Origin of the sequence: Fusobacterium ulcerans ATCC 49185 (assembly GCF_900683735.1) — a bacterium.
In the GTDB taxonomy this organism is placed as follows: Bacteria; Fusobacteriota; Fusobacteriia; order Fusobacteriales; family Fusobacteriaceae; genus Fusobacterium_A; species Fusobacterium_A ulcerans_A.
In genome coordinates this window covers 886391-901649 of record NZ_LR215979.1, presented here as the reverse complement: position 1 = coordinate 901649, position 15259 = coordinate 886391, and the positions used below count along the sequence as shown (strand labels likewise).

The 15259-nt window shown below is 31.2% G+C and carries 15 protein-coding genes and 2 riboswitches; of the genes, 4 read left to right on the top strand and 11 right to left on the bottom strand.

Annotated elements, in window-relative coordinates; translation table 11 throughout:
- Position 1 precedes the first annotated feature (1 nt).
- Together E0E45_RS04105 and E0E45_RS04100 are read right to left on the bottom strand one after the other, a co-directional pair.
- Complete coding sequence (locus E0E45_RS04105) at positions 2-1003, bottom strand: FecCD family ABC transporter permease (protein WP_130889993.1); 1002 nt, start codon at positions 1001-1003, stop codon at positions 2-4.
- The gene (locus E0E45_RS04100; protein WP_130889992.1) at positions 990-1892 is read right to left on the bottom strand and encodes an ABC transporter substrate-binding protein; all 903 of its coding nucleotides are present in this window, start codon (positions 1890-1892) and stop codon (positions 990-992) included. The genes E0E45_RS04105 and E0E45_RS04100 overlap by 14 nt, the downstream gene beginning before the upstream one ends.
- Positions 1893-2004: 112 nt before the next feature.
- Positions 2005-2180, bottom strand: a riboswitch (cobalamin riboswitch).
- A 150-nt stretch (positions 2181-2330) separates the two neighbouring features.
- Positions 2331-2510, top strand: a riboswitch (cobalamin riboswitch).
- 122 nt (positions 2511-2632) lie between these two features.
- Here E0E45_RS04100 and E0E45_RS04095 point away from each other — a divergent pair.
- Positions 2633-3571 (top strand): sirohydrochlorin cobaltochelatase, encoded by a 939-nt coding sequence (locus E0E45_RS04095; RefSeq protein WP_130889991.1) that lies wholly within the window; start codon positions 2633-2635, stop codon positions 3569-3571.
- A gap of 164 nt (positions 3572-3735) precedes the next feature.
- On the opposite strand, the gene E0E45_RS04090 is transcribed toward E0E45_RS04095, so the two are convergent.
- Positions 3736-4488 carry a DUF4261 domain-containing protein gene (locus tag E0E45_RS04090; protein WP_130889990.1) on the bottom strand — a complete coding sequence of 251 codons (753 nt, stop codon included), beginning with the start codon at positions 4486-4488 and terminating at the stop codon, positions 3736-3738.
- Between the two features lie 371 nt (positions 4489-4859).
- Positions 4860-6203 (bottom strand): hemolysin family protein, encoded by a 1344-nt coding sequence (locus E0E45_RS04085; protein WP_130889989.1) that lies wholly within the window; start codon positions 6201-6203, stop codon positions 4860-4862.
- Positions 6204-6387: 184 nt separating this feature from the next.
- On the opposite strand from E0E45_RS04085, the gene E0E45_RS04080 reads away from it, so the two are divergent.
- The gene (locus tag E0E45_RS04080) at positions 6388-7101 is read left to right on the top strand and encodes a sulfite exporter TauE/SafE family protein (RefSeq protein ID WP_130889988.1); all 714 of its coding nucleotides are present in this window, start codon (positions 6388-6390) and stop codon (positions 7099-7101) included.
- A gap of 175 nt (positions 7102-7276) precedes the next feature.
- On the opposite strand, the gene E0E45_RS04075 is transcribed toward E0E45_RS04080, so the two are convergent.
- The 3 genes from E0E45_RS04075 to E0E45_RS04065 all read right to left on the bottom strand — a co-directional run bounded on the left by E0E45_RS04075 (position 7277) and on the right by E0E45_RS04065 (position 9506).
- Positions 7277-7711, bottom strand: coding sequence for a bactofilin family protein (locus E0E45_RS04075; RefSeq protein ID WP_130889987.1), 435 nt, complete (start codon positions 7709-7711; stop codon positions 7277-7279).
- Positions 7651-8544, bottom strand: coding sequence for a M23 family metallopeptidase (locus tag E0E45_RS04070; RefSeq protein ID WP_130889986.1), 894 nt, complete (start codon positions 8542-8544; stop codon positions 7651-7653). Before E0E45_RS04070 ends, E0E45_RS04075 begins: the two co-directional genes overlap by 61 nt.
- A 179-nt stretch (positions 8545-8723) precedes the next feature.
- Positions 8724-9506, bottom strand: a complete 783-nt coding sequence (locus E0E45_RS04065; protein WP_130889985.1) for a sigma-70 family RNA polymerase sigma factor — start codon at positions 9504-9506, stop codon at positions 8724-8726.
- 142 nt (positions 9507-9648) lie between these two features.
- Between E0E45_RS04065 and ruvC the strand changes: the two genes are divergently transcribed.
- Positions 9649-10221, top strand: coding sequence for a crossover junction endodeoxyribonuclease RuvC (ruvC, locus tag E0E45_RS04060; protein ID WP_130889984.1), 573 nt, complete (start codon positions 9649-9651; stop codon positions 10219-10221).
- A gap of 22 nt (positions 10222-10243) precedes the next feature.
- Entirely contained in the window at positions 10244-10819 is a 576-nt protein-coding gene (locus tag E0E45_RS04055; protein ID WP_130889983.1) for a nitroreductase family protein, read from the top strand.
- A gap of 142 nt (positions 10820-10961) precedes the next feature.
- On the opposite strand, the gene E0E45_RS04050 is transcribed toward E0E45_RS04055, so the two are convergent.
- The 4 genes from E0E45_RS04050 to E0E45_RS04035 all read right to left on the bottom strand — a co-directional run bounded on the left by E0E45_RS04050 (position 10962) and on the right by E0E45_RS04035 (position 15259).
- Positions 10962-12134: a GNAT family N-acetyltransferase gene (locus E0E45_RS04050; RefSeq protein WP_130889982.1), complete on the bottom strand. Its 1173-nt coding sequence runs from the start codon at positions 12132-12134 to the stop codon at positions 10962-10964.
- 201 nt (positions 12135-12335) lie between these two features.
- Positions 12336-12575 carry a hypothetical protein gene (locus E0E45_RS04045; RefSeq protein ID WP_130889981.1) on the bottom strand — a complete coding sequence of 80 codons (240 nt, stop codon included), beginning with the start codon at positions 12573-12575 and terminating at the stop codon, positions 12336-12338.
- 11 nt (positions 12576-12586) lie between these two features.
- Positions 12587-13945 carry a hypothetical protein gene (locus tag E0E45_RS04040; protein WP_130889980.1) on the bottom strand — a complete coding sequence of 453 codons (1359 nt, stop codon included), beginning with the start codon at positions 13943-13945 and terminating at the stop codon, positions 12587-12589.
- Positions 13946-13957: 12 nt separating this feature from the next.
- Positions 13958-15259 carry an acetyl-CoA hydrolase/transferase family protein gene (locus tag E0E45_RS04035; RefSeq protein ID WP_130889979.1) on the bottom strand — a complete coding sequence of 434 codons (1302 nt, stop codon included), beginning with the start codon at positions 15257-15259 and terminating at the stop codon, positions 13958-13960.

Here is a 15259-nt window from a genome sequence, read left to right as displayed (position 1 = left end):
TCTAGTCACCTACCTTTCTCAGCAGGTACAGAAAGAACGGCACACCAATTACAGCCATTACTATACCAGCAGGTATCTCAATAGGTGAAAACATAGTTCTTGATATTGTGTCTGCTATTACCAGTACTACAGCACCAAGAAGTCCAGCAAATGGTATTAGATATGTATGATCTGACCCTATTATCAATCTAGCTATGTGAGGAACTATAAGTCCAACAAAACCTATCAGTCCCACATTGGCAACTGATATTCCTGTTAGAAAACAGGCAAGAGCACAAAGCTTTAATCTTTTTCTGGGAATATCCACTCCAAGATTCACAGCAAAATTATCTCCTAATTGGAGAATATTTGCATCTCTTATCATAGTAAAACAGGCTAAAATTCCAACAACAGTATATGGAAGCAGTCCTGTTACATGTCTCCAGTTTTTTCCATTCAAGCTTCCATTGAGCCAAGACAATACTCCCTGTATCTCATCACTGAAAAGTATAAACATCAAACCTGTAATACTCCCAAGTATAGCATTTATAGCTACCCCTGACAGAATCACTCTTATAGGCTTCAAACCTTTTTTCCATGCTAGCATAAACACAATGGCACAAGCTATTGCTCCCCCTACAAATGCAGAGAAATTCATAAAAAATATAGCTCTAGGATAAAGTATCATAATAATCAAAGCAGTAACGCTTGCTCCAGAAGATACTCCTGTAAGTCCCGGATCAGCCAGTGGGTTTTTCATTACAGCTTGCAGTAATACTCCTGCTAGTGACAGATTGCATCCTACCATTACAGCAATCAGTATACGTGGTATTCTTATATCCCATAAAATAGCTTTCAATATCTCATCATCATAACTCTTTATGAAAAGAGATTTCAATATTTCTCCAGAAGTATAGTTCACACTTCCAAATCTCACTGAAAATATGATTGAAAAACTTAAAATAACCAAAGCAGTAAAGATAAGAATTATCTTTCTCCCTCTCTTATCTTTATTCATAAACATATCTGTATAATTCCTCCAATGCGTCTATCGAATTTACCCCAGCACTCATTCTGAATAATGTAGGATCGATATCCAGTATTTTATTATTTTTATATGCCTTTGTAAGCTTCCATACAGGGTTGCTTGAAAATATCTCTTCAAATCCCTCTCCATTTTTAGTCTGGCTTGTGGGAAGTCTCAATATCACATCAGGATTAGCTTTAATGAGCTGCTCCATGCTGAATGGTACTGATCTTTTCAAAAGTGCACTGTTATCAATAGAAGTTACTACATTTTCACACCCTATTTTATCCATGAGACCTTGGAGAAAATGATTTTTTCCAGTCATAAAGAAACTCTCTCCATTTCCATAAAGAATGGCTATTCTTTTTTTTTCTTTTCCCTTTAACTTTTCAGCTAGTATTTTTTCTCTCCTTTTTACATCATCAAGTATAGCTTTAGCTTCCTTGTCCTTATGAAAAGCTTTTCCCAGTATTTCAATGGCTTTCATAGATTCATCATATGTATCCACTTTCATATAAAAACTAGGTATATTAAGATTATCATATTTTGGTTTTAGTGCTGGTTTGGAATAAATAGTTGATATTACTAAATCTGTCCTCAAAGCTTTTACCAATTCCAAATCAGGTATTCCAGACCTTCCTATTCTGGGAATATCATCATATTTTTCAGGTATCTTTGTTGTAGAACTTGCCACTCCTACCAAATCAATATCCAATGCTGCCAGAAATCTTGATATTATAGCCGAATCTGTGACTACAGCCTTTGGAAAATAATCCAGTTGCAAGTCCTCTTCTCCCTGATGTATAGAAAATTTCTCTTTTCCAAAAGATATATTTCCTATTACAAGTAGGAATACAGCAGTTAGAATAATATATACTTTTTTCATTATTTTCTCCTGTTATATAATTTTATCCAATAAAAAAGCCCAGCACAAAGAAATACCAGGCTACATTAAAAGCTCTTTAAATTTCTATGTAGCATAACTTTCCTCGGAAGCTTGTACAATAATCTTTCTAAGCAGGTCTTCTGACTTATAGCTCAAACACAGCTTTCTCCTTCTCAGATATACATCCAATGGTATCTGAAAGCTATTTGCTAAATTACAGTGGCCGGACCGTTTGAGATTTTCACTCAATTCCCTTTTAATCATAAAACTTAGAATAAACATCATATAGCAATATATTTTAATACTCTAATTTTATTACTTAACTGCTTCTTTGTCAATGAAGAATTATATAAATATCCTTTCTACCCAAAATTCTAAAGTGTATTTTTAATTTTTACTATTGACATTTGAAAGAAAACATAGTATATTCATACTGAACAGAATAATTGAATTTGAGGTTCTATATTTTTAGAATAATTGGGAAGTGAGGTTTAATCCCTCCGCGGTCCCGCCACTGTGATGCTGACGAAAGATATAACCACTGGATTATTTAATCTGGGAAGGGTATCTTAAGAATGAAGCTAAGCCAGGAGACCTGCCTCAAATGAATACTGTAAATATCATTGCGTGGACAAGAGATATTGACCTTAATTATTTTTATTTAATCAAGGCTTATATCTCCTATCACAGGAGATTTTTTTATTTAAAAAAATCCCTGCAAATTTATTAGGAGGAAGATTATGGGAAAAATGAGAAATTTATTGGCTGGAGCTATGCTTCTAGCTGGAGGAACTGCAGCATTTGCACATTCAGAAGGAGGATATGTGGATAACGATTTTTTCAAAGGAATGCAAAAAGGGGATAAAGCAGCTGTGCTTATGGTTCACTTTGGAACTACTTATGATGATACTAGAGCTTTAACTATTGATGCTATCAATGCAAAAGCTAAAAATGAATTCAAAAATGCTGATGTAAAAGAGGCCTATACTTCAAGAATTGTTATGAGAAGATTAAAAGCTAAAGGAATTGAAAAACAAAATCCTTCTGAAGTTATAAACGATTTAAAAGCTAAAGGATACACTCATCTTTTAGTACAAGGTACTCACATCATGAACGGGGTTGAATCTAACAATCTTGCTGAAGAATTAAAAGGATATGAAAAAGATTTTAAAGATATAAGAATGGGAACTCCACTATTAACTACTCATGAAGACTATGAAGCTGTTGCTAAAGCTATAGCTAAAAAAGTAGGACCTTTAAAAGCTAATCAAGGTGTAGTTTTAGTAGGACATGGAACTCATCATTTTGGAGGATCTGCTTATGCTATGATGGATTATGTATTTACTGCTGAAGGAATGGATACTTATGCAGTTGGTACAGTAGAGGGATACCCTACATTTGACAATGTAGTTGCTAAATTAAAATCTAAAGGTGTTAAAGATGTTATATTAATGCCATTTATGTTTGTTGCTGGAGATCATGCTAATAATGACATAGCTGAAGATTGGAATAATGATCTTAAAGGAGCTGGATTCACAGTTTCTAAAATTATATTAGAAGGTTTGGGACAAAATCCAGATATTCAAAACATCTATATAGATCATGCTAAATTTGCTACTTACCATAAACCTGAAGACATGCAAGCTAAAAAAGTTCAATATGCAAATGAAAAAGATTAATTATTAATAACTTTTTATATAAATATTTAAACTTTAACTACAATTTAAACTTTCTGTGTATTAACAATAGAAAAGAGATATTTAGCTTAGACTCCTAAATATCTCTTTTTAATTTTCAAATAAAAAAACTGCCCTTATGAATCTGATCAGTTTTTATATATATACTAATATGTTATTTTTAGAGATTTTCCATTTACAAAAATACCAGAAGATACTTTAAAAGAAAATACTTTTTTTCCAATATTGAAATAGCTCCCTTTTTCAACAGTGATATCATTTTTTATTATTTCTCCAACTATTCTCAGAAGAAATTCAAATACCTCTTCACAATCTCTCAAGGAATTCAATATCTCTACCTCTTTTTTCTTAAAATGATTCAGTCCAAGAGTATAGGCTGATATACCATTTTCCCCTCCAGCTATTCCTATATATACCCATAAAAGTACAGGAAGTTTTCCTATTTTCAATTCCTTTGCCAGACATCTGTATGTTTCTCTCTCAATAATCATAGGACTCATATACACAGCAATAGTCCCATCCTCTGCCAATATACTGCTGGCTATTTTTGTAAATATTTTATATCTTTCAATAATATCTTTTCCATTAAGTATGGAAATTATTATATGTGATCTGTGTTTAGATACTTTCTTTTCTGCATCTTTCCACATCCAATTATCCTTGTAGTGGCTTTCTACCTCATGATCTGGAATTGGTTCTGGTACAAAGCTGCATGCTATAAGCATTTTATCCACATTAAAGGCTATTGTGTCCTCTTCTGCGGAATCTTTTATTTCTATTCCCCATTCCTTTTTTAAATTAACTTTCAATTCATTGAAGTCATAACTAATTCCTTCTAAAAGAACAAATCCAACTATGATATCTGGAAGCATTTTTTTCTTTTTTCCCCAAAACAACATTTTGATTCCTCCAATTATTCTGCTCTAATAATTATATAATTTCTTTTTTAAATTATACTCTTAATTATATTCCAATCCTTTCTCAAAAGCAAATAAAATATTCAATTTTTGTATGCAATTATGACTCATTTCATCTATTATCTGCAGATTTGGATATAAATTTTATATTTAAATATTTTATTTCAAAAACAAATATTTTTTCTTGCCAAATTAAATCATTAAATTTTTTCTTCTACTAAAAGTATAGTTTTCAGAGAAAATATTAAAATAATCATATAAATATAAAAACAACCTCAGCATAAACATATAAAATAATCATTAAAAAAAGAGTAACCAAAATCTAATTTTTGGTTACCCTGGTATTTGCTTTATTATTCAAGAGTTATATTTTCAAAATCTTCTTCCTCTTCATCATTTTCTTTTTTTGTTACCAGAAGTTGATCAACTTTAAAGTTATCTACATCTACAACTTCAAAAGTGTAATTTTCAAATTCCACCATAGCAGCTTTTTTAGGAATACTTTTCAGCATATACATCATAAATCCAGCTATTGTTTCATATGTATCCTCTTCTGGAAATTTTTCAATATCCAAAACTTTTTTTACATCTTCAATAGGTGTCACTCCATCCATAAGCCATGAACCTTCACCTCTTGATATTATCTGCTGTTCATCCTGATCCTGATAAACTATATCTCCCATAAGGGTATTTACTACATCATTTAATGTTACAAGTCCTACTACATGCCCATACTCATTTAATATTATAGCAAAGTCATCCCTTGCTTCATTAAATCTATCCAAAGCTTCTGATAATGTCAATGTATTTGGAATTATTAGAAGACTTGGATTGCATATCTCTTGTATATCATGAAGTCCACTCATTTCACCTTTTAATATTCTAGGAAGAATATCTTTAGAATCTACATACCCTAGAACCGTATCTATTTCGTTTTGGCACACCAAAAATTTAGAATGGGGATAGTTTGCTATTTTTTCTTTTATACTCTCTTCTCCCTCTTCTAAAGTGAGATACACTATCTCATCTCTTGTGGTCATTATGGAAGAAACCCATCTGGTATCTAGCTCAAATATATTCTCTATCAGATAATGTTCCTTTCTCTGAACTACTCCTGCCTCTGCTCCTGCATCTACTACAGCAAATATATCATCATAGGTTATACTATCATTTCTCTTCAAAGGGATTTTGAACAGCCTAAAAACAAATGTTGCTGTTCCATTGAATATAAATATCAATGGTCTTAAAACATATATCAAAACCATCATAGGACTTATTATGTGTACTGCAATAGCTTCTGGTGCCACCATTGCCAGCCTTTTAGGTATCAAGTCAGCAAACTCAATAAACATTCCTGTTATAAGAAGGAATGATATTATACTTCCTATCATGGGAGCTTTATCTGCAAGAGCTGGCATCCATTTTCCTATAAAGGAAGTTACCCATGGTCCTGCTATGTTATCTCCAATTATACCACCTAATATTGCAATAGCATTTATTCCAATCTGAATAGCAGTAAAAAAATTCCCTGAAGTTTCCTGTACCTTCAATACTTTTTCTGCATTCTCATCTCCCTCTTCTATCATTATCTGCAGTTTCATCTTTCTTGCTGAAGCAAGGGATATCTCACTTATGGATAAAAAAATACTCATCAGTATTAAAATAATAAGTAAAATAAATTTTAAAAAAACACTCATAATACCTCTCCTAACTTTATTATTTAAACAATATTGCTTCTATTGTACCCAATCTTCATTGTATCTTTTTGATTTTTTTTGTGTTAAAATAATTATAAAAGTATGTATAATTATTTCATTCATCCAATTAAAATTATACCATATTTTTATTGATATTGCATTTTAAATATTTGGAGGAGCTTTTATGACACCTATTGAAATTTTTGGAATGATTATTCTGGGACTCGGAGCTGGATTCAGTAAACTTGGGATCCCAACTGCTTTAGTCTTTTCTCCCCTTCTTGCTTCATTGTATGGAGGTAAAACTTCTGCTGGTATTATAATTATACCTGTAGTTATCTCTGACTTCATTATGCTGTACCTCTATGGAAAAGATCTTGATTTAAAGACACTAAAAAAAATACTTCCAATGACAATGTTAGGGATAATTGCTGCTGTATTTTTTGGCAACAATATATCTGATGAATTTTTCAAAAAAAGTATGGGAGTTATCATATTAGCAATAGGTATTCTCACTCTTCTAAAAAGTTTGAATGTCAATTTCTCAAAATTAAGTCATATATTTGGATTTCTTGGTGGATTTTCATCTTTTATAGGGAACGTTTCAGGACCTTTAATGAGCATATATCTTTTGAATATTAACCTTGATAAAGAAAAATTTTATGGTACTAGGACATGGTTCTACTTCATAGTTAATTTTTCAAAGCTTATACTCTATTTCTTTTTTTTAAAAAATGTTAATTTTTTTACTATTTCAAGAGGTGCCTGTGCTATTCCTACTATTTTTATAGGTATATTCATTGGACGATATCTAGTTGGAAAAATGAATCAAAATGTTTTTGAAAAATTTATTGTTATCGTAAGTATAATTAGTGGATTGAATCTACTTATTCGTTAGACTTTATCTGATTTATTTATAATGTGAATAAAACACAAAAATAATATATTTAAATAAAATAAATTTCTATTAATTAAGCAGTTAAACTTATGAGCAGGAAAATTTCTAAAATTTACTGTAACTTCTTAATATTTCACAAAAAACAGGTGGTACAATACCACCTGTCAATGTCTGATTATTCCTCTGTATCTGTATCATCATATGAATTTGTTTTATCTTCTTCTTCCTTCATACTCAAATACTCATTAGACTTTTTTTTCTTACTGTATCCCTCAAAATTTCCTCCATCTTCTATTACAAGTTTGTCACTGATAATATCTCCAATTACATTACTTGTAGATGAAAGTTCAACAGTATCACCTTCTAACTCACCTTTAAAAAAACCACTTATAACAATTTTTGAAGCTGCTATTTTACCTTCTACCTTACCTTTAGGTCCAATGGTAACTGATGCTCTCGAAAGTATATTTCCATTGATTTCCCCATCAATAACCAGATTACACTCACTTACCACATCCCCTGTAAATGAAGTCCCCTGAGATACTTTAGTTAGTTCTTTTGTTGAATAATCTGTGTCTGCAACTTTGTCATTTCTAGTAAAGATTGCCATTTTACCCCCTTTTCGTTTTTAAATATATAGTCATAATTCTCTAGACTCCATTTTGCAAAATTCTTTGGATCCATTCTCTTCCCAAGATAGTGTATTTCATAATGAAGATGAGGACCACTTGATCGTCCTGTATTTCCTGATTTTCCAATTACAGTTCCTTTAGTTATAAAATCTCCTACTTTTACATCTATCTCATTCAAATGAGCAAAATATGTTTTAAATCCAAAGTTATGTGATAATATAATAAGATTTCCAAATCCACCTGAATTAAATCCAGCATATTCTACTATCCCATCTCCAGGTGCCAATATATCTGTTCCTACTTTAGCTACAAAATCCAACCCATAATGGAATTTTCTCTGCTCTAGAACAGGATGGAATCTTCCTCCAAATCCACTTGAATATCCCTTGAATGGTGCTATCGGATTTCCATTTGGTATCATTTGAAGAAGATATTTTTTATCAATTATGTTCAGCTTAGTTAAATCAAGTCTTTCTATATCATTAAGATTCACTGAATTAATAGCAGTGTCCTCTCCCATAAGTCTTTCTATTTCACTTATTTTTTCACTTATGTTCTCAAGTTCAAGATTTTTCTCTTCCAAGTTTTGTCTATTTTCCTCTATCTGAGTATAAAGTTTTTCATTTTCAAGTTTAAAGTAGCTGTATTCATCTACTTTCTCTTTCAATACAAAAATCATTATTATCAGTAAAACAAGTCCTGTAAAGAAAAGGCTCCCAACTACAAAAAGATATTTTTTTATTATTTTATCAAAAGAATAACATTTTACTCCTCTGAAATCAGTTATAGTTATATAGAATCTATTTTTCAAATGTCTTTCTTCCCCTTTTCATACTGATTTGTTATTTTTGGCATACACTAATAATTTTATAATTTTTAACAATATATGTCAATTGTTTTCGTATCTATCTTATACTAAAAGACTCAACAATAGTGCAAAAAAAAAGGGTTTCAACCTATGAAACACCTTTTACATAATTTTTAAATTTTTTATAATGTTTCCCTTAGTCTATCAATAGCCTCCAGTTGTATCTGCCTTATTCTTTCTTTAGTAAGGTTCATACGTTCACCTATTTCTCCCAGAGTAAGCACTTTTTCATTCAAAAGTCCATATCTGTATATCAGAACCTCCCTCTCTTTTGATGGAAGCTTGTTTACTTTTTTCATCAAATCCATATTTGAATTTTTAGCAATGACTTTATCTTCAAAAGTATCATCAGATATTATACTGCTGCAATATTCTGCTATCTCTCCATACATTTCCTCTCCAGTACTGCTTCCCTTTTCCAATACCTCAATATATCTTTCTGCTTCTTTTTTTCTCATATCCAGATTTTGGCATATCTCATCAAGTGATGGAACATGTGAATATCTGTTTTTGTAATCCTGAATATATTTTTTCATTCTTGATATCCCATCATATACATATGATGGAAACCTTATAAGTCCTCTGCTCGATGTTATATATCTCAATATACTCTGCTTTATCCAAAATGTAGAATAAGTAGAAAATCTTATATTCTTGTCAGGCTCATATTTCTCAACAGCTTTGATAAGCCCCATATTACCTTCTTGTATCAAATCAAGTATAGGTATACCCATATTTGTATATTTTCTAGCTATACTTATAACTAGTCTAAGATTAGATGTAACCAGTTTCTCCTGTGCATCCTTATCTCCAGCCTTTGCCTTGACTGAGATATCTCTCTCCTCTTCAGGCGTCAAAAGAGGATATAAACTTATGTCTTTTATATATTCTGAAATATCCAACATTTTTTCTCACCCTTCCTCAAGTTATACTTTACATAAATTCTATACTATATAGTTGATGAAATTCCTTTATTTTTTTATATTTTTTATTTAATAGAAAAATATAGGTAAATATGTTACACTTTAATCAGAGAGGTGATTTTTAATGAGAGTACTGGGAATCGATCCAGGAACAGCAATAGTAGGTTTTGGTGTAATTGATTATGAAGAGAGTAAATTTAAAGTAGTAGATTATGGATGTTTTTATACTGATAAAGATACTCCTATGGAGGAAAGACTCTGCCAGATTTATGAAAAGCTTGGTGATCTCATAAAAAAATACAATCCTGAACATATGGCAATAGAAGAACTTTTCTTCTTTAAAAATAACAAGACTGTAATTTCTGTAGGACAGGCAAGAGGTGTCCTTCTCCTATGTGGAAAACAGAATGGTTTAAAAATACAAGGATATACTCCTCTGCAGGTTAAGACAGGTATAACTGGATATGGAAAAGCTGAAAAAAAACAGGTACAGCTGATGGTCCAGAAATTTTTAGGAATGAAAGAAATTCCAAAACCAGATGATGCAGCAGATGCACTAGCTATAGCTATTACTCATATAAACTCCTTGAACAGTGGTTATTTTGGACAGGCTCTGGCTTCTACCATCAGTACAAAAGCACTGCCAAAAGAAAAGCTCACTGCTAAAGAATACAGAGATCTTATTTTAAATAGATAACAAATAAACTTAGGAGGATGCTATGATTTTAAAAACTTTAGAAAACGTACGTTCACACAGAAGTTTTACTGACAAGCCATTGACTAAAACTGAATTGTCTAAGATAGTTGAAGGAGCCAGACTGGGTGCTTCAGCTAAAAATTCACAATCTATCAGATTTTTTTGTGTTTCTGACAAAAAATTATGTGATGAAATATTTGAGCAGATTAAATGGGCTGCTGCTGTAAGCTGGAACCCTGTACTTGAAGAATCTCCAAGAGCTTATGTCATACTTTGTGCTTGTAATCCTCTTACTCAGACATCTGAATCTTTACTCCACTTTGATATGGGTATAGCTTCACAAAATATGCTTCTTTGTGCTGGTGAAATGGGATTTGGAGGATGTATAGTTGGTGCTTACAACAAAAAAGAAGTTGAAAGAATAATTGGACTTCAAGAAAAATATAAGTCATATTTTATTCTTGCCCTAGGAGAACCAAAAGATAAAGTTAAAATAGTTGCAGCAGAAAATAAAGATACTAAATATTATAGAGATACTTTAAATAATCACTTTGTTCCTAAGTTATCTCTTAATGAAATCATAATAGGAAACAAATAAAAAATAATTGAAAATAATTGTTGACTTTTTTAATAAGTTATTATATAATTATTTTACAAATCCTTTCTTTTTAAAAGTATTTTAATTTTTATGTATTAACAAAAAAGCTGACAGTTGCATGAAACCTGCCAGCTTTTTTGTTTTATTGATATTCCTGTAGGTATACTTTCCTCTTAGGAAATATCTTTTTTATTTCTTCTATTTTTTCTTTATTGTTTATTTTTATTCTTTCCAGCTCTATCATTTCATCTATTGAAAAATACCCAAATATCAAATGATTCAAATCAGCTATATCTATTTCTATATCACTTTCTATACTTTTTTTCTTATCTTTTTTTGAAACAACTCCATATACAGAAATTTCATAGATACCATTATTTTCCTCTATTATCTTATCAATAACAGATATTTTTAATTCCATATCCTCTATATGAAGTCTTTTCAACATATTTTTTGCATTGACTATTCTTCCCATTATAAATGGAAATTCAGTTTTTTTCATAGATGTCTGATTATAAATATAGAAATTCATATTGCTGTTTATAGGAGCTTTTATTATAACCTCTGGATAGTATTCCTTGTAAGTTTTTATAAAGGCATATATAGATTCAATCACTTTTTTATTAAGTCCAAAAAGTTCTCTTACTTCTATAATTCCTTCTTTCTTATACAATGAAATATATCCTGCTGGTTTATTTTCCATATAGAAAATATAAATATCTCCATTTTCATTTTCCATCTCTTTCAAAGCTCTTCTATAGTAATTTTCATTTCTCTCTAAGTATGCAAAGCTATCTTTCATTTTTTTCTTATATATCTCTATTAAATCTGCACAGAAATTTTTTTCATTAGCTGCTTTCTTTATTTCATATGCTCTCTCTATTCTGTCAAAAGGTAAATCTTTCATGGAGATACTGTATCTTTCCAGACTGCTCATATATCCAAAACCATATTTTCTATATATTTCAGTATTTATTGGACTTAGAAAAACAAAGTCCAGCCCCTTTTCTCTTGCATTTCTCAAGCTGTATCTTATAAGTTCTCCCATATATCCTCTTCCTCTATATTGGGGAGATACTGCCACTGCCACTATATAGAAAGATGAAAGTTTTTCATTATTTATTATCACCTCATATTGATTTTCATGAAGTGAAGCCCTTATATTCTTTTCATCATCTTCTAATAATAAAAAATTTTCTTTTTTATATAATTCATTAAAATAAAACTCAACTTCATTTTCACTATCTGTAAAACACTCTTTCCATATATATTTAGCTTTTATTTTATCCTTATCATTTCCATATCTTATTTCCATATCATACTCCTTATACAGTATATTCTCTTCTTAATATTATAAATAATATAGAGGAAAAAATCTATATAATATATTTTTAAAGATTGGAAAAATAATATTTTTCTTTTCGTAAAAAAATACTGCAATAAAATAATTAATTAAAATAGTGAGGGATATTTCCAAACCTTGCTGGGATTTTCTTCTGAAAATATCTCTCTCTTATTATTTTACTTTCCTCATTATCCATTTCAATATTTCTTCCTCATCAAATTTACCTATATGTATCAAGTATTCCTGAACATTTATCACCCTCTTATTTCCTAAAGCTTTCACACACCCTCTCTGACAACCATTCAATATTATTATTATTTCTTCTTCATTTAGTGATAAAAGCTTTAGTTTTTCATATAGTTTTTCTCTATGATATAATGGATTACATCCTCCACAAAATCTAATTTCCATATTTAGATTCCTTATTCTTTTACTTCTGCTGTTTTTACCTGTTTATTTTTTACATTTGCAAGAAGCAGATGAAGAATAATACCTATTCCCATTCCCCATGCTGCACCTTTTGTTGCAAGTACTGCTGCCATTACTCCAGCTATTCCCATATCCAGTTCAGATTCACACATAGACATAGCAAGTCTTGTACAGATATATCCTTGTACCAGCATAGTAAGTGAAAGAGCCACTGGGAGTATAGGCTGTACCAATGAAACTATTGGTATCAACGCAACTGACACACAAGTCATTATTCTGAATGTCCCTACTCCACCATATATAGAGTCCATAGCTTCTCTTCCCTCTTTATATCTCTGTGAAACAGAAGCTGTAACTGCTGCCCATAATGGTCCGCACATAGGAACATATGGAATCAATACTGCCTGAACTATATTTCTAAGACCACTGATAAGATTAGAACGATTAGAGTTAAAATCTATTTTCTCATCCTGTCTTACTTCATCAGCTTCATTTATCAAAGCACTGCTTGTAACAAAATCTCCAAATGCAATTATATATATCATTACTGCCATAGGAATAGCACTTACGAAAAATGCCATCTTAGGAATTCCTACTCCAAATATACTTACTTCTCTCAATATATTTCCAATTTCAGGTATCTTTATAACCGATCCTATCTCTATTTTAGGAAATGGAAGTTCTTTTACCAATGGGCTGATTATTATACTTAAAAAAATTGCTGGAAGCATTCCATATTTACCAAAAGCATCTGCCAGTTTATTTCTTTTTCTTAAATCTCTAAATTTTATTGAGAAAAGAAGATAAAAAGAAAATAATCCTCCAAAGGCTATTGAAATAGGATATAGATTAAATCTCCCCTTTGCACTAAATTCTCCAACTACTGCTGCAAATCCTGCTCCTAACAATATTCCTGATTTAATAGATACTGGAATTATTCCCATAAGTTTTCCAGCTAGTCCTGTTATACCCATGATTATAAATATACAAGCAACTAATATCTGTAAAGCTATAAGGGCATGTATTCTGTCTATACCAATAGTGAATTTAGAAAGATAAACTATTGTCAAAGGAATAGAAGGAGTTATCCAACCAGGGACTACTGGATCTCCAAGAAGAGCATGGAGATTATATAATATTCCATTAATTATTACCATTGACCATGCCAGTTCAAAAGATATCCCCAGATGTTCTGTCAGTATAGGAATAGCTCCAAGACAAGTGGCACACATAAGTATTGCCTGCATAGCTTCTGACCATTCCCATTTGTAATGAATAAAAGGGAGCCTCAGCTTGAATATCCCTAATGGAGTATATGGTTGTTCCTGTCCGTATTCTCTCTTAATTGCCATACTTTTCCCCTCCTAAAGTGTTTTATATTTTTCCAATGCTTTCTGAGTCAATTCCTCTCTGAAATCAGGATGAGCTATTTTTATCAATTCCTTAGCTCTTTCTTTTAAAGTTTTTCCTTTCAGATCAGCAATACCATATTCAGTAATTACATACTGTACATCATTTCTTGAAGTAGTCACAGCAGCTCCTTCATCCAGATAAGCAGTGATTCTTGATACTTTTCCTTTGGAAGCTGTAGAAGGTACTGCTATTATTGACTTCCCATTTAAAGCAAAAGCTGTTCCCCTTACAAAATCAACCTGCCCCCCAGTTCCACTAAATTGTTTTGTTCCCATAGTTTCAGCATTTACCTGTCCCATAAGATCTACTTGTATTGCTGAATTTATAGATACTATATTATCATTTTTTGATATCACTCTAGGATCATTTACATAATCAACTGGATATATTTCTACACTTGGATTATCATCTACATAATCATAAAGTTTTCTAGTTCCCATGAGGAAGCTCACTATTGATTTTCCCTTGTGAAGAGTTTTCTTGCTGTTGTTGATTACTCCTGCCTTTACCAAATCCACTACTCCATCTGATATCATTTCTGAATGTATTCCTAAATCTTTCTTATTTTTCAAAAATGTAAGTACTGCATCAGGTATAGCCCCTATTCCCAGCTGTAAAGTATCTCCATCATTTATCAGACTCGCACAGTATTCACCTATTTTTCTTTCAACATCCCCTATTTTAGGCGGATTTAAAATAATTATAGGTTCATCTTTCTCTACTATTACATCTATTTCTGATATATGTATAAAATTATCTCCTAATACTCTTGGCATAAATTTATTTACCTGAGCTATTACACACTTTGCATTTTCAGCAGCTGCTTTTGTATAGTCACAAGTTATTCCCATACTGCAATATCCATGTTCATCAGGTGGTGATACCTGTATTAAAGCTGTATCTACTGGGAGTGTTCCTCCTTTTTTAAATAATTTAGGTATTTCAAAGAAAAACGATGGTGTATAATCTCCATTCCCTGCATTTACAACATCTCTGGTTCCTCCCCCTAAAAAAAGTCCATTGTGCCTGAAATGCCCTGCCATTTCCAACTTCATATAATCACATTTCCCAAGAGCTACCATATGAACTATTTCAACATTTTTATACTCTTTATAGTTTTGTACCATTGCATCAATTATAGTTTGAGGCTCTCCAGCTGCGTGACAGATTACCACACGACTGTCTGATTTTATTTTTTTCACTGCTTCTTCTGGTGAACACACTTTTTTCTTATAATCCTCTCTCCAATCCAT

Coding starts and splice junctions, on each gene's coding strand:
- E0E45_RS04105 (WP_130889993.1), bottom strand. CDS start 1,003: ATGTTTATGAATAAAGATAAGAGAGGGAGAAAGATAATTCTTATCTTT.
- E0E45_RS04100 (WP_130889992.1), bottom strand. CDS start 1,892: ATGAAAAAAGTATATATTATTCTAACTGCTGTATTCCTACTTGTAATA.
- E0E45_RS04095 (WP_130889991.1), top strand. CDS start 2,633: ATGGGAAAAATGAGAAATTTATTGGCTGGAGCTATGCTTCTAGCTGGA.
- E0E45_RS04090 (WP_130889990.1), bottom strand. CDS start 4,488: ATGTTGTTTTGGGGAAAAAAGAAAAAAATGCTTCCAGATATCATAGTT.
- E0E45_RS04085 (WP_130889989.1), bottom strand. CDS start 6,203: ATGAGTGTTTTTTTAAAATTTATTTTACTTATTATTTTAATACTGATG.
- E0E45_RS04080 (WP_130889988.1), top strand. CDS start 6,388: ATGACACCTATTGAAATTTTTGGAATGATTATTCTGGGACTCGGAGCT.
- E0E45_RS04075 (WP_130889987.1), bottom strand. CDS start 7,711: ATGGCAATCTTTACTAGAAATGACAAAGTTGCAGACACAGATTATTCA.
- E0E45_RS04065 (WP_130889985.1), bottom strand. CDS start 9,506: ATGTTGGATATTTCAGAATATATAAAAGACATAAGTTTATATCCTCTT.
- ruvC (WP_130889984.1), top strand. CDS start 9,649: ATGAGAGTACTGGGAATCGATCCAGGAACAGCAATAGTAGGTTTTGGT.
- E0E45_RS04055 (WP_130889983.1), top strand. CDS start 10,244: ATGATTTTAAAAACTTTAGAAAACGTACGTTCACACAGAAGTTTTACT.
- E0E45_RS04050 (WP_130889982.1), bottom strand. CDS start 12,134: ATGGAAATAAGATATGGAAATGATAAGGATAAAATAAAAGCTAAATAT.
- E0E45_RS04045 (WP_130889981.1), bottom strand. CDS start 12,575: ATGGAAATTAGATTTTGTGGAGGATGTAATCCATTATATCATAGAGAA.
- E0E45_RS04040 (WP_130889980.1), bottom strand. CDS start 13,945: ATGGCAATTAAGAGAGAATACGGACAGGAACAACCATATACTCCATTA.
- E0E45_RS04035 (WP_130889979.1), bottom strand. CDS start 15,259: ATGGATTGGAGAGAGGATTATAAGAAAAAAGTGTGTTCACCAGAAGAA.